The organism is Alcanivorax sp. MD8A, from assembly GCF_002888555.1.
GTDB lineage: Bacteria > Pseudomonadota > Gammaproteobacteria > Pseudomonadales > Alcanivoracaceae > Alcanivorax.
Window position 1 is genome coordinate 76,657 of record NZ_AQOQ01000013.1, and the last position, 17,505, is coordinate 94,161.

Here is a 17,505-nt window from a genome sequence, read left to right on the forward strand (position 1 = left end):
ATGAACCCGGTAGAAAACAAATGACCTCATCGAAGATTCCCGGCCAGTTGGTGTGGCTATGGCTCAGCGCGGTGGTGATCGTGCTGGATCAGATCACCAAGCATATGATTGTGGATCGTTTTTCCCTGTATGAGCGACTGGACGTGTTCCCGCACTTCAATCTGACGCTGGCCTACAACAGTGGCGCGGCGTTCAGCTTTCTGGCGGATGCCGGTGGCTGGCAGCGCTGGTTCTTCACGGCCATCGCGGTGGGGGCCTCGGTCATGATCCTGATCTGGCTGGCGAGGTTGACCAGGGCGGAAACCCTGCAGGGTGTCGCGCTTTCACTGATTCTTGGCGGTGCGCTGGGTAACTTCTACGACCGCCTGGTGCTGGGACATGTGGTGGATTTCCTGGACTTCTACTGGGGCGATTACCACTTCCCTGCCTTTAATATTGCTGACACGGCCATCACCATTGGTGCTGGCCTGATTTTGCTGGACATGCTGCTGGGAGCGAAAAAGCGCCATGACTGAGATTCTTCGCGCTGGCCCGGAAACCCGGGTCACCCTGCACTTTGCGGTGCGCCTGATGGATGGCACGGAAATGGACTCCACCTTCGGCGGTGAGCCGGCGGCCTTCGTGTGGGGCGATGAGTCCTTGCTGCCCGGCTTTGAGAACTCCATTCGCGGTCTCAAGGCTGGCGACAAGCGCAGCGTATTCCTGGAGGCGAAAAAAGCCTTCGGTGAGTACAACGAGGAAAACGTACAGCATTTCACGCGTGAGACCTTCATTCAGTACGACACCCTGGAGTCGGGCATGGTGCTGAGCTTTGCCGATGCGGCTGGCGGTGAGTTGCCGGGCGTGATCAGCCGGGTGGAGGATGACTGGGTCTATGTGGATTTCAACCACCCCTTGGCAGGCCGCGACCTGACCTTTGAGGTGGAAATCATCGCGGTGGAACGCTATGCCCCGGAGCAGCCGGTGACATTGAATTGATGCCTCTCACGAACCGTGAATGTGTCAGGATTAACCGTTAGACTCGTAGCATCAGCCTTTTGCTGTTAACTCTTCACTGTTAACTGTTCACTGCCTTATGGAAATTCGTCTCGCCAACCCCCGTGGCTTCTGTGCCGGGGTGGATCGCGCCATCGACATCGTCAACCGGGCTCTGGAAGTGTTCGGCCCGCCCATCTATGTGCGCCACGAGGTCGTTCACAACCGCTATGTGGTGGAAGATCTGCGTCAGCGTGGAGCGGTATTTGTGGAGGAGCTCCATGAAGTGCCGGATGATGCCATTGTGATCTTTAGCGCCCATGGTGTTTCCAAGGCGGTGCAGCAGGAGGCGCAGCGGCGTGACCTCAAGGTGTTCGATGCCACCTGTCCGCTGGTCACCAAAGTGCATATGGAGGTGATCCGCTACGCGCGCGAAGGCCGTGAAAGCATTCTGATCGGCCATGAAGGGCACCCTGAGGTGGAAGGCACCATGGGGCAGTACGATCGCTCCCATGGCGGTGATATCTATCTGGTGGAAGACGAAGCCGATGTGGCTGCGCTACAGGTGCGCGACCCGGACAAGCTGGCCTTCGTGACCCAGACCACCTTGAGTGTGGATGATACCGCCAAGGTGATTGATGCCCTGCGGGCGCGCTTTCCCACTATTCACGGCCCCAAGCGCGAAGATATCTGCTACGCCACCACCAACCGTCAGGACGCTGTTCGCCAGCTGGCACTGGAGTGCGGCCTGGTGCTGGTGGTCGGCTCCGTCAACAGCTCCAACTCCAATCGCCTGCGCGAACTGGCCGAGCGTTGTGGTGCCGAGGCTTACCTGCTGGATGAGCCCAGCCAGATCGACAAGGCCTGGCTGGAAGGCAAAAAGGTTGTCGGTGTTACCGCCGGTGCCAGTGCCCCGGAAGATCTGGTGCAGCAAGTGATCGCGACCCTCAAGTCGTATGGCGGCGAAGAGGCACAGGAAATCCCCGGCCGCGAAGAAAATATCCGTTTCTCCATGCCCAAGGCGTTACGTCCGTAACGCCTGTCTGCGGTTTTTGGCCGTTCATACTCATCTTTTTGCATCTAATTCTTTTGGCTAGGCATGTAATGGCACTGGTCTACGATTAAAGTGTGAGTGCTGTCACACCCGAAAGTACCAAAAATCATTATTTTTCAGCAGCTTATACCGTTCAGAGCCGCCAAGACTCCACTGGTCTCCATTCGATTGATGACCCGTGGGCCATTGCTAAAGTGGTATCCGTGTCGAATTAGAACAACTGTTGGGGCAGGGATGAGGAACAAAGCAATGAGCCGGCTAGAGTCGGGATTTACGCTTGTGGAGCTGGTCGTGGCAATGCTGGTGGCAGGCATTGTGCTGGCCATTGCGGTCCCAGCTTTCAATGACTTCCATGCCCGTGGCGCAATCAGGGCAACTGCGGCCGACTTCATCACGGCGGTGAATACTGCCCGCATGCAAGCGGTTAGTTTGAGAACCACTGTGACTCTGAAGCCGATAGAGGGGCAAAACTGGGCTGGCGGTTGGCAGATTGAATACCCTGCAGATATTACCTCCGAAAAAAATCAGGAGTTTCGCCCTCAAGGCTCATCTGCTGTTGTTCCCGATGCTGCGCTGAATCAGATCGAGTTCCGTAGCTCCGGTATCACCTCTGCAGGTGAAGTGAAGTTCACGCTTTGCGATGACCGCACCGGTGAGCAGGGGAGGGAGATCACCATCTCGCCTTTTGGAAAAATTACCAACGAGACGAAGAGCTGTAGCTGATGAAAAAGTCACGGATGAAGAGACAATCCGGGGTAGGGCTGATCGAGGTCATGATTGCACTGCTGGTGTTGGCCATTGGGGTGCTCGGTTATGCGGGGATGCAGCTGACTGCACTGAAGGCAGCTGAAGATGCCAATAGTCGGGCTCAGGCAACCCTGCTGGCGCAAGATGCTCTTGAGCGCTTTCTGGCTAATGAAACCGCAATGGATACCTATACCGATGCCAGCTCTTGGCCAAAAGCAAGTATGGAGCCGGGAGTGAAACCTGCAGATCTTAATGATTGCATCAACAAGGTTTGTACTGCGGATGAAATTGCAGAGTGGGATGTGAGTATGCTCGCCTGGCAAGCGGCAAATTTGTTGCCTGGGGGAATGATTGCAGTGGATGAGTGTGAGCATTCAGATCAGGTAAGTTGTGTTGCTGTTAGCTGGAATGACCAGACCCCGCAGACCTGTTTTGATGCTGGCGGGGTTGTCACCGATGAAGGCACCGAATGCGTGGTTCTGGAGGTGGCGAGATGAAAAAGAACGCCTTGGGTTTCAGTCTTGTTGAACTGATGGTGGCGATGTTGCTGGGTCTGCTGATTACAGGGGCTGCATTGCAACTGTTTCTGGCAAATCAACAATCGTTTGCCTTGCAGCAAACTCTCTCCCGTGTTCAGGAGGATGGCCAGCTTTTTGTCCGTTTCCTTGTTGGGGATCTGCGTCGCACAGGACTTGAGATGGCAGGTGTGGGTTCGACCTTTGACAAGGGAGTTCGATTTACTGCAACCGGTGCTATTCCCGGCTCTGACAACGGAGCAAATGCAGATCGGCTTACGCTCTCGTATCACGGGACGGCCGACTGTGAGGGCGGAGCTTTGGCTGGTTCCGTCATGACTGAGATTGTGAATACATATTACGTAAACGATGACAATGAGCTCGTTTGTCAGGGGAATCTGACTGGTGGCGCAGGTGTTGTGCTGCTGACGGATGTCGAAGCGTTTGAGGTTCTTTATGGCATAGACCAGAACCCCGATGGCTATGCCAATGTCAGTAGCTATGTCGAGGCGGGGGCGCAAGGGGCGAACCCGGTGATCGCTGTACGTTTCGCTTTGCTGCTGAAGGAAGAGAGTGGTTCTCTTCCTGAAGGCGATGGAAGCAAGACGTTTTTTGTACTGACAAAAGAAATTAACGAGCCGAAGGACAAGGCCGTGCGACGGGTATTTATGTCGACGGTGAAATTGCGTAACTACAACTGGGATGCGGTATGACTATCTCTATCCATGGCCGGGCACGGCAGCAAGGTGTCGCCTTGATGGTGGCGCTAATGATTCTGGTGGTGGTGTCAATACTGGGTATTTCTGCCATGAAGTCCAGTGTGTTCTCCGCCAAGGTAGCGACAGGTACCCAGGCTGATGCGATGACATTCGAGGCAGCAGAGACAGCGCTCACTGAGGTGTATCGAGAGCTGAACGCAATGAGCGGCGAGGATCTCTACGGCAATCTTGCTGGTGACGCGATGATACAGCGTTGTGTGTCCGGAAAAAACAAAAGCAAAGAAGGTGTGTGTCAGGCGGCAGATTATCTGGATTCGCGCTCTTTGCTCAAGTCAGAGTCAACCAGTCGACTGAATGGATATGAGCCTGTGGAAGGCTCACAGATCAGTACTACGGGCGGTGGTGCGATTTTTGTGGATTATAAGATCGCAATGCTTGGTGAGAGCCAGATGAGCAGTTTTAACCTGGACAATCACCACCTTCAGGAGGCCCTGAAGCGTGGGATTAAACCAGGGTCAGAGATTGAGTAGGAGGGGGACATGAAGAATTCAGCAAAGGTATATCTGCTTCTTTTGATGGCTGTTTTTTTGGCGCCAACAACACTTTATGCAGACGATACGGAAATTTATTACTCCCAGGCGAAGGCAGATAATAGCCAGAATACGCCTTCTGCTAACGTGATGGTGCTCCTGGATACCTCGGGCAGTATGCGGTGGTGTCAGAACTCTTCAAACGGTTGGTGTAGCGATGCTGACAAGCGTCGTATCAACATGCTTGAAGATGCGATGCATGTGTTGATTGATTCCATTCCCTCTGATGTAAAGATGGGGCTGGGGCGTTTTAATGCAGGGTACAACTGTAATGGTGGGCGCAACACCTGTGGCGCGCATATTCTTTTGCCGGTAACTGACATTGACTCTTCTACCAAGCGGGTATTCAAGGATACGGTTTCTGCACTGAATTCGGCTGGCGATTCTTCAAGTGGGTCGAACCAAGGCTCCCCATACGGCAGTACCCCGACCGCTGAGGCGTATTGGGAGCTTGGGCGCTACATGATTGGTGTCTCCCCGCAAAGTTATACCTCTTATGGCAATGATTCTGATGATGACAACACGAAAAGTGTCTGTCTGGAGTACGAAGAAAGCACTACCTGTCAGGATGTTGCCCGTTATGACTGGGTCGCATTGCCTGATGGTCAGCGGTGCAATACTCGTGACTGGGATTGCCGGCAGGAATGTGTACGTGGTGGGCGCCGCTGTCGCGAGTATGAATACCAAAAATACCAGTATGTCGGAACCGAACAGCAATGTGATGTAACCACCACTTGTAAGCGCGAAGAGCCGATTGTTGCTGATAATGGCAACTATGTATCGCCGCGCAATCTGTCAAACCAGTGCGAAAGTAATCACATCGTTCTGTTTACTGATGGTGAAGCCAATGATGTTAACCTTCCCTGCTCCGGGAATGGTTCTTCCTACGATTGTCAGCGTGTTATCTCCAACTATCTTCATGGGAACTATGATATCAGTACCTACAATGTGGGGCTGTATATGGACGATAACCGTTCCAATATGGAATCGGTCTCCACTGATGGCGCCGATGGGACCTATACTGCGTCTGATGCAGAATCTCTTGCCAGTGCCTTCCTTGATATCTTCGACTTGATTGACAAGCGCTCCCGCTCAATCGCTGCGCCGGGGGTGGCAATCAACCAGATGAACCGCTTCCAGCATCTTGATCAGTTGTACTACTCCATTTTTGAACCCAGCGAAAACAGCTACTGGGAAGGTAACCTCAAGCGTTACAAGCTTGAGGATGGAGTCATTAAAGATCAGGTAGGCAGTGACGCCGTCGATCCCGATACCGGGTTCTTCAAGGAGTTCTCGCAGAGCTACTGGAGCGACAATGTCGATGGCTATGATGCCAAACTGGGTGGGGCACGTGAGGAGGTTGTTTCTCGCAAGTTGTTTTATACCACTGCGGGAGGTGCCACTCGTCAGGTGAACTGGAATGACCCCGGGGCAACCGGTTTGAGCAAGGCGAGTGTTGGTCTGGATAACGCGACACCAGATGAAGTTTACGAAGACCTGTTTGCTGAGCTGCAGACCATGTGGGGGGATCCGCTTCACAGTGTTCCTCTGATGGTGAACTACGGTGGCGACAGTGAAAACAATGTGGTGTTCGTTTCCAATAATGGCGGCATGCTGCATGCGATTGACGCGAAAGATGGTGAAGAGAAGTTTGCGTTTATGCCGTATGAGCTCTTCAGCAAGGCAAATGAATATACCGTCGAGCGGCAGGGGTTGCTAAATGGCAATGAGCGCCAGACCTACGGGCTGGACGGTAGCTGGGTGGCCTGGCGCCGCCCCGGGGATACCGTTGATGCGGCCCCTGCTGATGTCTTCCTTTATGGGGGGATGCGGCGTGGTGGTCGTGAATACTATGCGCTTGATGTCGGTAATGTGAATAGTCCATCGCTGAAATGGCAGATTTCGGGCGGCAGTGGCAACTTCGATAACCTTGGCCAGACCTGGTCAACGCCAACACTGACGCAAATACCGGTGGGTGGTGATATCGTGCCCGTGTTGATTTTTGGTGGTGGGTATGACCCGCTCGCACATGATGGCAAGCAGGGGCAGTCTCGAGGAAATGGCGATGCCATGGGTAATGCGGTTTATATTGTTGACGCCCGCTCTGGTGATCTGATCTGGTCGGCAAGCGATAGTGGAGCTGATACCAATAATGCCAATATGAAATGGTCTATTCCCAGCAGTATTGCTGTTGTTGATAAGGAATTTGATGGCGTGGCCGACTTCCTGTATTTCGGCGATTTAGGTGGCCAGCTGTTCCGTGTCGACATCGATCAGACCGGCGGTAAAAAAATGAAGGTGAGCAGGCTCGCCAGTCTTGGAGGTAGTGGTGCGACGGGCAACCGGCGTTTCTATGAGGCGCCTTCGGTTGTCTATTTGAATGAGGACGGTGTGAAGACGCTGTATGTGGCCATTGGTTCGGGTTATCGGACGCATCCGCTGGACGAGAATATTGAAGACGGTATTTTTGTCGTGAAGGACAAGACGGCAATGACGGGGACAGGGGAGGCGCCGCAGGATGTGTCTCTGTCCGATATGACCAATGTTACCAGTGGGACGCCGAAGAAGGATGAAATGGGCTGGTATTATTTCTTCGAGAAAGGGGAGAAGTCGCTGGCCTCACCTGTTGTGTTTAATAATGTGTTGCGTTTCACCACCTACGAGCCCAAGCAAGAAGTGGATGAGGAGAATCCCTGCTCTGTGACTTACGGCAAGGCTTATCTGCATACGGTTGGTATTGAGACTTCCCAGCCAGTGCCGAATAACAATGACGGTACCGTTCCCACTGATCGCCGTGAAGAGTTGGAGCAGACAACGCCTCCCCCGACCCCAGTTCTCGTAACCGACGGTGATGGCAATGTCCATGTTGTCGTAGGGACAGAGGTGATCGACGATACGGAATTGGGCTATGACCACTTGCGTAAGCGCCGCTGGTACCAAATGGATAAAACCCAGGCCAATGAATTCAAGGCGCCCTGATAGCGAGGAAACGTATGAATACAGCAACGCGTCAGGTAGTTGGGCCCCTCAATCAGCGTGGATTCACGCTGATTGAGCTGCTGATTGTGGTGGTGGTGATAGCCATTCTGGCTTCCATCGGGTATCCGAGCTACACCAAGTATGTTGAGAGAACCCGGCAGGCTGAAGCGCAGGGTGGAATGATGGAGCTTGCCGGGGCGCTGGAGCGTTACCGGGCCAAAAACTTTTCCTACAAGGACGCGGATGGAAAACTCTCGACCTTGGCGCCCAGCTTGTCAAAAAGTGAGTACTACAAAGTCACAATCACAGTGCAAGGAGCAGGAAGCCAACAGTACTTGTTGACTGCTCAGCCAAAGGGGCTGATGAGCGATACAGAGTTTATGGCACTTAACAGTGAAGGGCAGAGCTGCATCAAGAAAAGCTCTTGCACGATCGGAACTGACCCGTCTTGGAAAGACGACTAATCACAGTCATCTGGATTGGCATCCTCTACTCGGGGGCGGCCAATCCAGTTCATGACGATCCGCCTGGCGGCAATTTTATTGCAAATATAGAAGCTCCCGTTTTGGAAATGAGCATTTCCCCGATTATGGAACTTCAAGGCATTACCCTTGAAGCGTCTCCATACCAACTGTGTACCTGATGGCAATTGATACTGTTCCCGGATTTCCGTGTCGGAGAGCTGGTTATCACCATTTTTGTCGTAACCAACCCAGATAAGCCGAGTGCTGCCAAAGTGTCCGCATCCATGGAGTCCGTCACAGATCATTTGGTTGCCGTGGGAGATGGCGTCCGCGCGAGCCTTACGGATCAGGCCATGCATCATGGCTGCCGCTGAACTGACACGGTAGCGTGGCAGCATGTCATTAAAAGCGTGGCTGGCACCGCCAAGAGCAATAGCTGCCACGGCGAGAGTTATCATCAGTTCTGCCAACGTAAACCCTTGGTGAAAGCGGCGTAAACGGAGGGCGTTCATCATGGCTCCTGGTCTGAAAACACTAGCCTAATGGGGAACGGGGCCCGGGGTTGTGCTACTGTTGCGTCTTTCTTTGTCAGTTGTTGTTGGTAGTAACCATGGCGGATGTGCTAGTCATCGGTGGGGGAATTGTCGGTTTGCTCAGTGCGCTGGAGCTTACAGCGCGGCAGTTCTCTGTCACTCTCATCGACGCACCGGATGCGGTTAAGCCGGCATCCTGGGCGGGCGGTGGCATCCTCTCACCTCTTTATGCGTGGCGATATTCCAGCGCCATGAACCGTTTGACGGTCGATGCGCCCTCACGATATGACGAAATCCTTTGTCAGCTCGGTGAAAGCCAGCCTCTGGTGCACAAAGGTGGGTTGTGGGTCGAGGTTTCAGCTGGTGAGATGAGCCGGGCGAAAGAATGGGCGGACGCATGGGGGGTGTCGTGTAAACAGGCCTCTGGAGCTTCGGTCATGGCGGCTGGGCTGCCCTCTGAAGGGCTGTACTTCCCATCGGTAGGAAATATTCATAATCCGGGTCTGCTTAAACTGTTGAGGGACCATCTCAATCGCCATGGCGTGCAGTTTGAAAATGCGGTGATTGAGCGGCTGAGGCCAGAGCCTTCCGGAGGTACGGTGTATGCCTGTGATGGACGACGCTGGTCCTCTGGCAGAATCTTGCTGAGCGCCGGGTATGCGTCCTCAGGATTGTTGGAGTCTCTGGGTATCACACTGCCCTTGTTTCCTGCGAAGGGCGAGATGCTGCGTTATCAAACGGTCATGGATAGCGTTCCTGCCGTTATGCTTACCGAAGCGGGTTATCTTATCCCACGAAATGATGGCTCGGTCTTGGTGGGATCGACCTTACGAATGGGGGATTCCAGCCAGTGCCCAACTGTTGCAGGGCGTTATCAACTTGAGGCGCTGGCTGAGCGCTTGTGTCCGTCGTTGGCGAAAATCAAGCCAGCGAACCATTGGGCTGGTGTGCGACCGGGCAGTGATAGAGATCATCCCTATCTTGGTGGGGTGCCGGGATATAACGGGATTTACGCAGCAACGGGACACTACAGGAACGGGCTTGTGGCAGCGCCGGCCAGTGCGAGGCTTATTGCGCAGATGATGTGTGGCGAGGCTCCTTTCATTGACCCGGAACCCTACTCACTGCCTTCATCATCCCTGTCGAGACCCAGTTTCTTGAGCCGGTAACGCAGCGACCGGAATGTCATGCCAAGTTTCTTGGCCGCGGCCGTACGGTTCCAGTGGGTAGTATCAAGGGCTTTAAGAATTTCGGTTTTCTCGATGTCTTGCAGAAAATCTTCAAGGGGCTGTTGTGATGGGCGCAAGGGAATAGCGCCGTCATTCTGTGAGGAACTGGTGTTGGCAGCAGTGATTGGGGCGTCCTGAAGTCGCAGATGTTCCTTGTCAATCAAGGTGCCATCACACAGGGTGAGGGCCCGTTCGAGCGTATTTTCCAGTTCCCTTACGTTTCCGGGGAAGGGGTAGCTGGACAGTGTTTTCATTGCTGCATTGCTGACTTCTGGTGCGGAAATGTCCCACGCCTTGCTGAGTCGGTCGAGAATATGATCGACCAGAGCAGGGATGTCGTCCTGACGGTCTCGTAGCGGAGGTACATGGGCTTCAATAACATTCAGTCGATAAAAAAGATCCTGTCGGAAGCGCCCCTCCTGCATTTCGAAAGCGAGATCTTTGTGGGTCGCACACAGAATACGCAAGTTGACCTGAAACTCCTTGGCCTCCCCGACCGGTCGAACGGATTTCTCCTGTATGGCTCGGAGTAATTTCACCTGCATGTGCAGAGGCAGGTCTGCGACTTCATCCAAAAACAGGGTGCCTCCATCGGCTTCACGAAACAGCCCTTTGCGGTCTTCTACCGCACCGGTAAATGCGCCCTTGCGGTGGCCGAAAAATTCACTTTCCATCAGCTCGGAGGGGATTGCCCCACAGTTAACGGCTACAAAAGGTTTTTCCCGTCGTGGGCCCATGCTGTGAATCAGGCGTGCTATGCGTTCTTTGCCGCTTCCGGATTCGCCACTGATATAAATGGGGGCCTGACTGCGGGCCAGTTTGCGGACCTGAAGCTTCAGGGCCTTCATTGCTGGTGCTTCGCCAATCAGGTTATCTTCATCTTCACTGCGTTCCTCGACAGCATTGATGCCCAGGCCGTCCTCAATCAGCTGGCGAAGACGGTCTAGTGCGACAGGTTTGGCAATGAAGTCGAAAGCCCCATACTTCATTGCGTCGGTGGCTGTTTCCATATTGCCGTAGGCTGTGATGACAGCGGTAGGCATTTGTGGGCACTGCTGGGAAATAAACTGCAGCAGCTGCAGGCCAGTGCCGTCGCCAAGATTCATGTCTGTCAGGCAGAGGTCAAAACTCTGGCTTTTGAGTTCATCAAGTGCACTGGAGAGGGAGTCTGCAGCCGTTGCTTTTAGCTTCATGCGGCCAAGCGTAATCACCAAAAGTTCTCGAAGATCGGCTTCATCATCGACTACCAGCACATGGGGGGCTGCGGTGCTCATAATTCTGACCTGTTATTGAAATTGTCGGTGCGGGTGGGCAAAGGTTATCACAAAGCAGGCCCCAGACTTGCTTTCCTCAAGCTCAAGATTTGCCTGATTTGCCTGACACAGTTCTCTACACAGGTAGAGTCCAAGTCCATTGCCATCCGATGCGGTGGTATAAAAAGGCTCAAACATGATAGCGGCGACTTCGGCACTGATTCCGTTACCGTTGTCGCTAATTCTCAGCCAGGGAAGTCCGGTCTGATCGTGTTGTCCGCAGTTAAGACTGACTTGGCATGTTTCGCCGCCATGACGTAGTGCATTCGTCACTAGATTATCGATGACCTGATTTAACTGATTTGGGTCAAAGCGTACTTCCACATCGGAAATACACTTGAGTTGCACCCGATCAGAGAGGCCTTCAATCTGCCAGCGTTCCTGCATCTGCTGCAGGAAGCCTGATAGATCGAAGCGCTCTGCATTCCCTTTTCCTCGGCGGGAAAGGTCAAGAACATCATGGATAATGCTGTTCACCCTGCTGACGTGGTTGCTGATGATCTTAAGGAGATGTTTGTCTTCATCCGAAGGGTCGCCCTCGATCAGCAGATCGGTGGCGTGGTTGATGGCGCTCAAGGGGTTGCGAATTTCGTGCGCAAGAGTGGCGGATAGTCGTCCCAGTGAGGCCAGGTTCATTTGCTGGGCTTCCTGGGCAATTTTGGCAGAGTCTTCCAGAAAAAGTAGCGTCAGATCTTCATGGCCAGTATCGAGTCTGGCGAAGCGGGGGTTGAGCACCGGACTTTGCTCTGAGACCCGAAGAGAGGAGGAAGGAAGAAGAGGGTTTTCCTGCCAGCGCTCGTGGCGACTACTCAATGCTTGTGGCAGGCGCTTTCCCAGCATGGGAGTGGCAAACATGTTGTTGGCAGATTGATTGGACATCAGGATTTGGTGTTTCTCGTCAAACACCATGACGCCGGTTCGCATGCGTTGAACAATCTGCTGGTTGAGCGCTTCCAGTCTTTCAATGGCGACTCGCTGCCGTTGGGCAATCCTTTCGCTATGTTCCAATCGTTGAGAGATCTGCTGAATAATCAGCGAGACCATGAAGAAGGCAATGCCAAGTAACCCGGATTCGGTAAGCAGAAAAGGTGAGGCAGTAGATTCCTGAATCGAGAAATAGAATTGCTCAAACATGGCAGAGAGCGTTGCCAGTGCAGCAATCAGGAAGCCAAGGCGGCCTCGTAGCAAAATATTTCCCGCAGCGACAGTCACCAGAAGCAGAACGGCGAGGCCGCCCTCCAGGCCTCCATTGGCATGGACGACCAGTGTGAGCATCACCAGGTCAGTGATGAGTGCGGTGGGTTGCGCCCAGTTTGGGAAGGCTCGCGAGTTACGGCGAAAATCCAGGGTTGTGGATGCAAGCGTAAGGCCAAGATAAAGAAATACGGTGGTTTCAAAAAGTGTAGCCGAATGCTTCCCGACCAGAGGGATCTCTGGGGCAAAGTGAAGAAACATCAGCACACAGGCGATCGCAATCCGGTAAACGTTATAGATGCGGGCCGGGGTCCAACGTTGATTAGGATTCATGATGTTCCAGATACTGGCGCTGGTGATCCTGGCAGCAAAAGTGCTTGCCGTTGTGACTGAAGGCTTCGTTGGCGGGCACGTGGACACCGCATTGCTGGCACTTCAGCATGTTCTGGGACTGGGTTGGCGTCGCCGGTGGTTTGCCTTGCGGGCCGGCAAGCAGGCGTTTTGCCACTCGCCAGGCAAGGTATATCAGTGCAGCGATGATCAGCAGGCGAATCAGCCCCATCCTTGTCCCCTTGTTTTTATGCTGGTTGGTGCATTCATGGATTGCTGGCTAAAGAGTACAATCAGCGCTCATTTGAGGAAAGCTCGGCCCGCACAGGGTGGGGCGATCGTGGCCGGATCGGGCCAATAGTCTGAAAAGCAGGTCTTGAAATGCGAATAGTCATGGCCCAGCAGAACGCGCTGGTGGGGGATATCGAAGGGAATGCCCAGCGGGTTATTGCGTCAGCAGATGAAGCCCGGCGTTTGTTGGGGGCGGACCTTGTGCTGTTTCCTGAACTGATGCTGACCGGCTATCCGCCAGAGGATCTGCTGCTGCGCCCCAGCCTGAACAGCCGTGTGGATGAAGCGCTGGCGGAGATCGGCGCCAGAGTCTCTGTCCCCGTCGTGCTGGGTTACCCTGCGGTGCGTAATGGTTTACGCCGAAATGCGTCAGGGGTGATTTTCCCGGGAGACAAAGGCCCCCGGCACGAATATTTCAAACAACACCTGCCCAATTACCGGGTGTTTGATGAAAAGCGTTACTTTCAGCGAGGCGACAAACCCTGCACCTTTGAGCTGCAGGGGTGGACGCTGGGGCTGACCATCTGTGAGGACATCTGGCATGCCGAGCCTGCTGCGCAGTTGCAGCAGGCGGGCGTGGATGTGGTGCTCAACCTCAATGCCTCGCCGTTCCGGGCCAACAAGGTGGCGGAGCGTCTGGAGCAGGTCGAGGCCCGCAGTCGTGAAACTGGTCTGCCGGTGCTGTATTGCAACCTGGTCGGGGGCCAGGATGAGCTGGTGTTCGATGGCGCCTCTTTTGTCTGTAACAGCAAGGGCGAGCGCTGTGTGCAGGGGGCCAGCTTTAATGAGGCGCTGGTACCCGTGGACCTGCAATGTGCGGATGGGCACTGCGAACCGGTCGGCGAGGTGTTGCCCGTTCCGGGGCTTGAGGAAAGCATTTACCAGGCGCTGGTGCTCGCCACTCGCGATTACGTCAACAAGAACGGTTTCAAGGGGGCGTTGCTGGGGTTGTCCGGGGGGATTGATTCGGCCCTGACTCTGGCGGTTGCTGTCGATGCGCTGGGCCCAGAGCGGGTAGAAGCGGTCATGATGCCATTCCGCTATACCTCGGCCTGGAGTCTGGAAGATGCCGAAAAACAGGCGCGCACATTGCGGGTGAAATATCGCGTGATGCCTATTGAGCCTGCTTTTAACGGCTTTATGGGCATTCTTAGCGAGGCTTTCGAGGGGTTGGCCAAGGACACTACCGAGGAAAACCTGCAGGCCCGTTGTCGTGGGGTGCTGTTGATGGCGCTGTCCAATAAAAGCGGCTCGGTGGTTCTCACCACCGGTAACAAGAGCGAGATGGCAGTGGGTTACGCTACCTTGTACGGGGACATGGCCGGTGGCTTTGCCGTCCTCAAGGATGTCTTCAAGACCATGGTGTATCGCCTTTGTCGCTGGCGGAACCAGAAGGCAGGGATGGAAATTGTCCCTGACAGGGTCATCACCCGCCCGCCCTCTGCGGAGCTGGCGCCGGATCAGGTCGACAGTGATTCGCTACCCGATTACGACGAGCTGGATGCGATCCTGGAGCGCTATGTGGAGCAGGACATGAGTGCGGAAGCGGTGATTCGGGATGGGTTCGACCGTGATAACGTCTACAAGGTGGTCAAACTGACCGACCGCAATGAGTACAAGCGCCGTCAGGCTGCGGTGGGGCCCCGGGTCAGTCGCCGTGCCTTTGGAAAGGACCGGCGCTATCCGATCACCAACGGTTGGCGGCCGGGGGACTAAGGACAGCGGCAAGCCTCAAGCTACAAGGAAGATCAAAATCAAAAAACAGAACCCATAAAGGGGGGTGCCGAATGTGGGCCGGGGCCACCCTTTTTTGTAGCTTGTAGCTTGTAGCTTGTAGCTTGTAGCTTTAAAGCAAGTCGAAGGTCAGCAGGCTCAGCAGACCATTGTCTTCATCCGGCCACCAGGCCAGATCCACCTGTTTGTCCTTGCCCAGATAGTCGCTGTCGGGGAAGTTCAGGGCGAGCACATTGCGGCTTTTCTCTGCCAGCTTGGGGTAATCCAGGCGCTCATAGCCTTTCACCATGATCGCCAGCGCTTCCTCTACCGCAGGGGTCTGCTGGTAGTGCTTCACGACATACTGGGCCCGGTTAATAGAGGCGACAATGGCGCCGCGGCGGGCGTAGTAGCGGGCCACATGCAATTCCTGGCGAGCCAGCTGGTTGCGAATGTGGACCATCCGCGAGCGCGCATCCGGTGCATATTCGCTGTCCGGGAAGCGGGTCACCAGCCGCTCAAAATCCCGGAAGGCATCCTTGGCGGCATCCATGTCCCGTGCGGACTTATCAGAGGTGACGAGGTTGTCGAACAGGCCTTTTTCCATGTTGAAATTGGCAAGGCCGCGCATGTACAACGCATAGTCCACCCGGGCATGGGCGGGGTAATTGCGCATGAAACGTTGGGCGGCGACCACCGTGGCCGGGTAGTCTACGGCCATGTAACTGGCGTAGATCAGGTCCAGACCCGCCTGCTCGGCATAGTCGCCATAGGGGAAACGTGCCTCAAGCTCTTTCAGTTCATCGATGGCAGTCAGGTAGTTCTTTGACTCGATCGATTCGTGGGCTTCACGGTACTGGTCGGCTTCGGTGAGCTCAGGGCGTTCCTTGGTGGCGCAGCCAGCGAGCAACAGCAAACACAGCAGGGGCCAGAAAATGCGTGGCATTCTTTCCTCGTTGAACGGGTTACAATAGCGGGTCACATTTAAACACAGGTTGGATCATGGGACATCTTGGCGGCGAGAAAATTCAACGTACCGAGCAGGTGCGGGCAGAACAGGCGGGTCAGCGGGTGGATCAGGCCGCTGCCGAACTGTTTGATGGCTTCTCCCGCTCGCGCCTGCAGGCATGGATCAAGGGCGGCGTACTCACCGTCAACGGCAACAAGGCCAAGCCCAAGGACAAGCTCACCGGCAATGAATCCCTCAGTCTGGAGGTGGTGATCGAGCCTGAGCTGGAGGACCAGCCTCAGTCCATCGAGCTGGATATCGTCTACGAGGACGAGGACCTGTTGGTCATCAACAAGCCCACAGGCCTGGTGGTGCACCCGGCAGCGGGCCACGCTGATGGCACCCTGCTTAACGGCTTGCTGCACCATGATGAGCGGCTTAACAGTCTGCCCAGAGCGGGTATTGTTCACCGGTTGGACCGGGACACCACCGGGCTGATGGTGGTGGCGCGCTCGTTGGAGGCCCATACCAGTCTGGTCTCCCAGCTGCAGGACAAGAGCCTGTTCCGCCAGTACGAAGCCATTGCCGTCGGAGTGATGACCGGTGGCGGCAAAGTCGATGCCCCCATGGGGCGCCATCCGGTGGATCGCAAGAAGCAGGCAGTATTAAAGGAAGGCGGCAAGAATGCGGTCACCCATTACCGGGTAATGGACCGCTACCGTGCCCACACCCGAATCCAGGTGCAGCTGGAGACCGGCCGGACCCATCAGATCCGCGTTCATATGGCCTTCCGCAACTATCCGTTGGTGGGCGATCCGCTCTACGGCGGCCGCCTCAAGTTTCCGGCGGGGGCGAGCGAGGAATTGCGCCAGGCGCTGCGGCGGTTTCCGCGTCAGGCGCTGCATGCCCGCAAACTTGGCTTGATTCATCCTGCCAGTGGCGAATATTGTGAGTTCGAATCACCGCTGCCGGATGATATGCAGGCCCTGATTTCGGTTCTGGAGCGCGACGCCAAAGACGAGCCATAGGGTGGCCATCGCCGCAGGCGCTCTCCATCTGCCATCCCGGTACGGGGTTTTCACTGTCTGCCCGAGGCTTCCCGATGGACTTTCCCGAACGCGATCAATGGTTATGGCCTGACTGGCACCCTCATCCTGCGGTTCGTGCGGCGGTGACGACCCGTGCCGGCAACGTCTCCCCCAAACCCTGGAATGGTTTCAATCTGGGCCTGAACTGCGGTGACCAACCCGCACGCGTGGAACAGGCCCGTCACTACGTGGAAAAGCACCTGGATGCTGACCACCCGGTGGCGTGGCTCTGGCAAGTGCATGGCAAGCGGGTCATCCGCGCAGGCGAGCAGGATAACGAGGCCGACGGTGTCTGGACCGACCAGCAACGGTGGCCTTGTGTGGTGCTTACCGCTGACTGCCTGCCGGTGCTGTTGGCGCGTACGGATGGCACCGCAGTGGCCGCAGTGCACGCCGGCTGGCGGGGGCTGCAGGCAGGCATTGTTGGCGAAGGTCTGGCCAGCATCGCGCCCAATGGCGAGCCGGTCAGCGCCTGGCTGGGCCCTGCCATCTGTGGCAAATGCTATCAGGTGGGGGACGAGGTCTACCGCGCGTTCGTCGATAGCAACGCCGCCTTCAAACCCGCCTTCCAGAAAGACGCGACGCCTCACCACTGGCGGTTCTCCGTGGCCCATGCCGCCATGATCGAACTGGCCGCCCTCGGCGTCACCGATGTCCAGGGCGGAGACCTCTGCACCGCCTGCGACCTGAACCGTTTCTATTCCTACCGCAAGGAAGGTGAGACGGGGCGGTTTGCGTCGTTGATATGGCTGGATGAAGGCAGTTAACAGTGAATAGTGAACAGTTAACAGCGGCGCGAGAGCGCTTGTCAGGTTTTAAAAG

Annotated in this window: 18 protein-coding genes; 13 read left to right on the forward strand and 5 right to left on the reverse strand. The window is 55.4% G+C overall.

The genetic code is table 11. From position 1 onward, the window contains the following. Nucleotides 1–20: 20 nt before the first annotated feature. The 9 genes from lspA (at nucleotide 21) to A15D_RS08995 (ending at nucleotide 8,043) form a co-directional block, all read left to right on the forward strand. Nucleotides 21–515 (forward strand): signal peptidase II, encoded by a 495-nt coding sequence (lspA, locus tag A15D_RS08955; RefSeq protein ID WP_102791643.1) that lies wholly within the window; start codon nucleotides 21–23, stop codon nucleotides 513–515. Further along, nucleotides 508–978, forward strand: a complete 471-nt coding sequence (locus A15D_RS08960; RefSeq protein WP_102791644.1) for a peptidylprolyl isomerase — start codon at nucleotides 508–510, stop codon at nucleotides 976–978. Before lspA ends, A15D_RS08960 begins: the two co-directional genes overlap by 8 nt. Nucleotides 979–1,075: 97 nt before the next feature. Next, entirely contained in the window at nucleotides 1,076–2,011 is a 936-nt protein-coding gene (gene ispH, locus A15D_RS08965; protein ID WP_102791645.1) for a 4-hydroxy-3-methylbut-2-enyl diphosphate reductase, read from the forward strand. A 267-nt stretch (nucleotides 2,012–2,278) separates the two neighbouring features. Continuing rightward, complete coding sequence (locus A15D_RS08970; protein WP_255407672.1) at nucleotides 2,279–2,752, forward strand: GspH/FimT family pseudopilin; 474 nt, start codon at nucleotides 2,279–2,281, stop codon at nucleotides 2,750–2,752. After that, nucleotides 2,752–3,273, forward strand: coding sequence for a type IV pilus modification protein PilV (gene pilV, locus A15D_RS08975; RefSeq protein WP_233192188.1), 522 nt, complete (start codon nucleotides 2,752–2,754; stop codon nucleotides 3,271–3,273). Before A15D_RS08970 ends, pilV begins: the two co-directional genes overlap by 1 nt. Beyond that, nucleotides 3,270–4,004, forward strand: coding sequence for a PilW family protein (locus A15D_RS08980; protein WP_102791647.1), 735 nt, complete (start codon nucleotides 3,270–3,272; stop codon nucleotides 4,002–4,004). The genes pilV and A15D_RS08980 overlap by 4 nt, the downstream gene beginning before the upstream one ends. Continuing rightward, the gene (locus A15D_RS08985) at nucleotides 4,001–4,540 is read left to right on the forward strand and encodes a PilX N-terminal domain-containing pilus assembly protein (RefSeq protein WP_102791648.1); all 540 of its coding nucleotides are present in this window, start codon (nucleotides 4,001–4,003) and stop codon (nucleotides 4,538–4,540) included. Before A15D_RS08980 ends, A15D_RS08985 begins: the two co-directional genes overlap by 4 nt. A 9-nt stretch (nucleotides 4,541–4,549) precedes the next feature. After that, nucleotides 4,550–7,579 (forward strand): PilC/PilY family type IV pilus protein, encoded by a 3,030-nt coding sequence (locus A15D_RS08990; protein WP_102791649.1) that lies wholly within the window; start codon nucleotides 4,550–4,552, stop codon nucleotides 7,577–7,579. Nucleotides 7,580–7,593: 14 nt separating this feature from the next. Next, nucleotides 7,594–8,043 carry a type IV pilin protein gene (locus A15D_RS08995; protein ID WP_102791650.1) on the forward strand — a complete coding sequence of 150 codons (450 nt, stop codon included), beginning with the start codon at nucleotides 7,594–7,596 and terminating at the stop codon, nucleotides 8,041–8,043. Here A15D_RS08995 and A15D_RS09000 read toward each other — a convergent pair. Further along, the gene (locus A15D_RS09000) at nucleotides 8,040–8,555 is read right to left on the reverse strand and encodes a GspH/FimT family pseudopilin (protein WP_158245795.1); all 516 of its coding nucleotides are present in this window, start codon (nucleotides 8,553–8,555) and stop codon (nucleotides 8,040–8,042) included. The genes A15D_RS08995 and A15D_RS09000 overlap by 4 nt on opposite strands. A gap of 98 nt (nucleotides 8,556–8,653) precedes the next feature. Here A15D_RS09000 and A15D_RS09005 point away from each other — a divergent pair, with 98 nt between their 5' ends. Then, nucleotides 8,654–9,745 (forward strand): FAD-binding oxidoreductase, encoded by a 1,092-nt coding sequence (locus tag A15D_RS09005; protein WP_102791652.1) that lies wholly within the window; start codon nucleotides 8,654–8,656, stop codon nucleotides 9,743–9,745. On the opposite strand, the gene A15D_RS09010 is transcribed toward A15D_RS09005, so the two are convergent. The 3 genes from A15D_RS09010 to A15D_RS09020 are packed head-to-tail and all read right to left on the reverse strand — an operon-like array spanning nucleotide 9,694 to nucleotide 12,874. Next, complete coding sequence (locus A15D_RS09010) at nucleotides 9,694–11,079, reverse strand: sigma-54 dependent transcriptional regulator (RefSeq protein ID WP_102791653.1); 1,386 nt, start codon at nucleotides 11,077–11,079, stop codon at nucleotides 9,694–9,696. The genes A15D_RS09005 and A15D_RS09010 overlap by 52 nt on opposite strands. Before the next feature lie 12 nt (nucleotides 11,080–11,091). After that, nucleotides 11,092–12,645, reverse strand: a complete 1,554-nt coding sequence (locus A15D_RS09015) for a PAS domain-containing sensor histidine kinase (protein ID WP_102791654.1) — start codon at nucleotides 12,643–12,645, stop codon at nucleotides 11,092–11,094. Continuing rightward, a complete protein-coding gene (locus A15D_RS09020) occupies nucleotides 12,635–12,874 on the reverse strand; it encodes a PP0621 family protein (RefSeq protein WP_022986415.1) in 240 nt (79 codons plus the stop codon). The genes A15D_RS09015 and A15D_RS09020 overlap by 11 nt, the downstream gene beginning before the upstream one ends. Before the next feature lie 149 nt (nucleotides 12,875–13,023). On the opposite strand from A15D_RS09020, the gene A15D_RS09025 reads away from it, so the two are divergent. Next, nucleotides 13,024–14,649, forward strand: a complete 1,626-nt coding sequence (locus tag A15D_RS09025; RefSeq protein ID WP_102791655.1) for an NAD+ synthase — start codon at nucleotides 13,024–13,026, stop codon at nucleotides 14,647–14,649. A 130-nt stretch (nucleotides 14,650–14,779) separates the two neighbouring features. Here A15D_RS09025 and A15D_RS09030 read toward each other — a convergent pair whose 3' ends face one another. Further along, a complete protein-coding gene (locus tag A15D_RS09030) occupies nucleotides 14,780–15,592 on the reverse strand; it encodes an outer membrane protein assembly factor BamD (RefSeq protein WP_102791656.1) in 813 nt (270 codons plus the stop codon). Nucleotides 15,593–15,648: 56 nt separating this feature from the next. Here A15D_RS09030 and rluD point away from each other — a divergent pair, with 56 nt between their 5' ends. After that, a complete protein-coding gene (gene rluD, locus A15D_RS09035) occupies nucleotides 15,649–16,623 on the forward strand; it encodes a 23S rRNA pseudouridine(1911/1915/1917) synthase RluD (RefSeq protein WP_102791657.1) in 975 nt (324 codons plus the stop codon). A gap of 74 nt (nucleotides 16,624–16,697) precedes the next feature. After that, nucleotides 16,698–17,450, forward strand: a complete 753-nt coding sequence (gene pgeF / locus A15D_RS09040; RefSeq protein WP_102791658.1) for a peptidoglycan editing factor PgeF — start codon at nucleotides 16,698–16,700, stop codon at nucleotides 17,448–17,450. Nucleotides 17,451–17,505: the final 55 nt, after the last annotated feature.

What these genes read in the sequence shown, in the direction of transcription:
- A15D_RS08990 (WP_102791649.1), top strand. Translation starts at nt 4,550, where the DNA reads ATGAAGAATTCAGCAAAGGTATATCTGCTTCTTTTGATGGCTGTTTTT.
- rluD (WP_102791657.1), top strand. Translation starts at nt 15,649, where the DNA reads ATGGGACATCTTGGCGGCGAGAAAATTCAACGTACCGAGCAGGTGCGG.
- A15D_RS09015 (WP_102791654.1), bottom strand. Translation starts at nt 12,645, where the DNA reads ATGAATCCTAATCAACGTTGGACCCCGGCCCGCATCTATAACGTTTAC.
- ispH (WP_102791645.1), top strand. Translation starts at nt 1,076, where the DNA reads ATGGAAATTCGTCTCGCCAACCCCCGTGGCTTCTGTGCCGGGGTGGAT.
- A15D_RS08960 (WP_102791644.1), top strand. Translation starts at nt 508, where the DNA reads ATGACTGAGATTCTTCGCGCTGGCCCGGAAACCCGGGTCACCCTGCAC.
- A15D_RS09020 (WP_022986415.1), bottom strand. Translation starts at nt 12,874, where the DNA reads ATGGGGCTGATTCGCCTGCTGATCATCGCTGCACTGATATACCTTGCC.
- A15D_RS08970 (WP_255407672.1), top strand. Translation starts at nt 2,279, where the DNA reads ATGAGCCGGCTAGAGTCGGGATTTACGCTTGTGGAGCTGGTCGTGGCA.
- A15D_RS09000 (WP_158245795.1), bottom strand. Translation starts at nt 8,555, where the DNA reads ATGAACGCCCTCCGTTTACGCCGCTTTCACCAAGGGTTTACGTTGGCA.
- A15D_RS09010 (WP_102791653.1), bottom strand. Translation starts at nt 11,079, where the DNA reads ATGAGCACCGCAGCCCCCCATGTGCTGGTAGTCGATGATGAAGCCGAT.
- A15D_RS08980 (WP_102791647.1), top strand. Translation starts at nt 3,270, where the DNA reads ATGAAAAAGAACGCCTTGGGTTTCAGTCTTGTTGAACTGATGGTGGCG.
- A15D_RS08985 (WP_102791648.1), top strand. Translation starts at nt 4,001, where the DNA reads ATGACTATCTCTATCCATGGCCGGGCACGGCAGCAAGGTGTCGCCTTG.
- A15D_RS09025 (WP_102791655.1), top strand. Translation starts at nt 13,024, where the DNA reads ATGCGAATAGTCATGGCCCAGCAGAACGCGCTGGTGGGGGATATCGAA.
- pgeF (WP_102791658.1), top strand. Translation starts at nt 16,698, where the DNA reads ATGGACTTTCCCGAACGCGATCAATGGTTATGGCCTGACTGGCACCCT.
- lspA (WP_102791643.1), top strand. Translation starts at nt 21, where the DNA reads ATGACCTCATCGAAGATTCCCGGCCAGTTGGTGTGGCTATGGCTCAGC.
- A15D_RS09030 (WP_102791656.1), bottom strand. Translation starts at nt 15,592, where the DNA reads ATGCCACGCATTTTCTGGCCCCTGCTGTGTTTGCTGTTGCTCGCTGGC.
- pilV (WP_233192188.1), top strand. Translation starts at nt 2,752, where the DNA reads ATGAAAAAGTCACGGATGAAGAGACAATCCGGGGTAGGGCTGATCGAG.
- A15D_RS08995 (WP_102791650.1), top strand. Translation starts at nt 7,594, where the DNA reads ATGAATACAGCAACGCGTCAGGTAGTTGGGCCCCTCAATCAGCGTGGA.
- A15D_RS09005 (WP_102791652.1), top strand. Translation starts at nt 8,654, where the DNA reads ATGGCGGATGTGCTAGTCATCGGTGGGGGAATTGTCGGTTTGCTCAGT.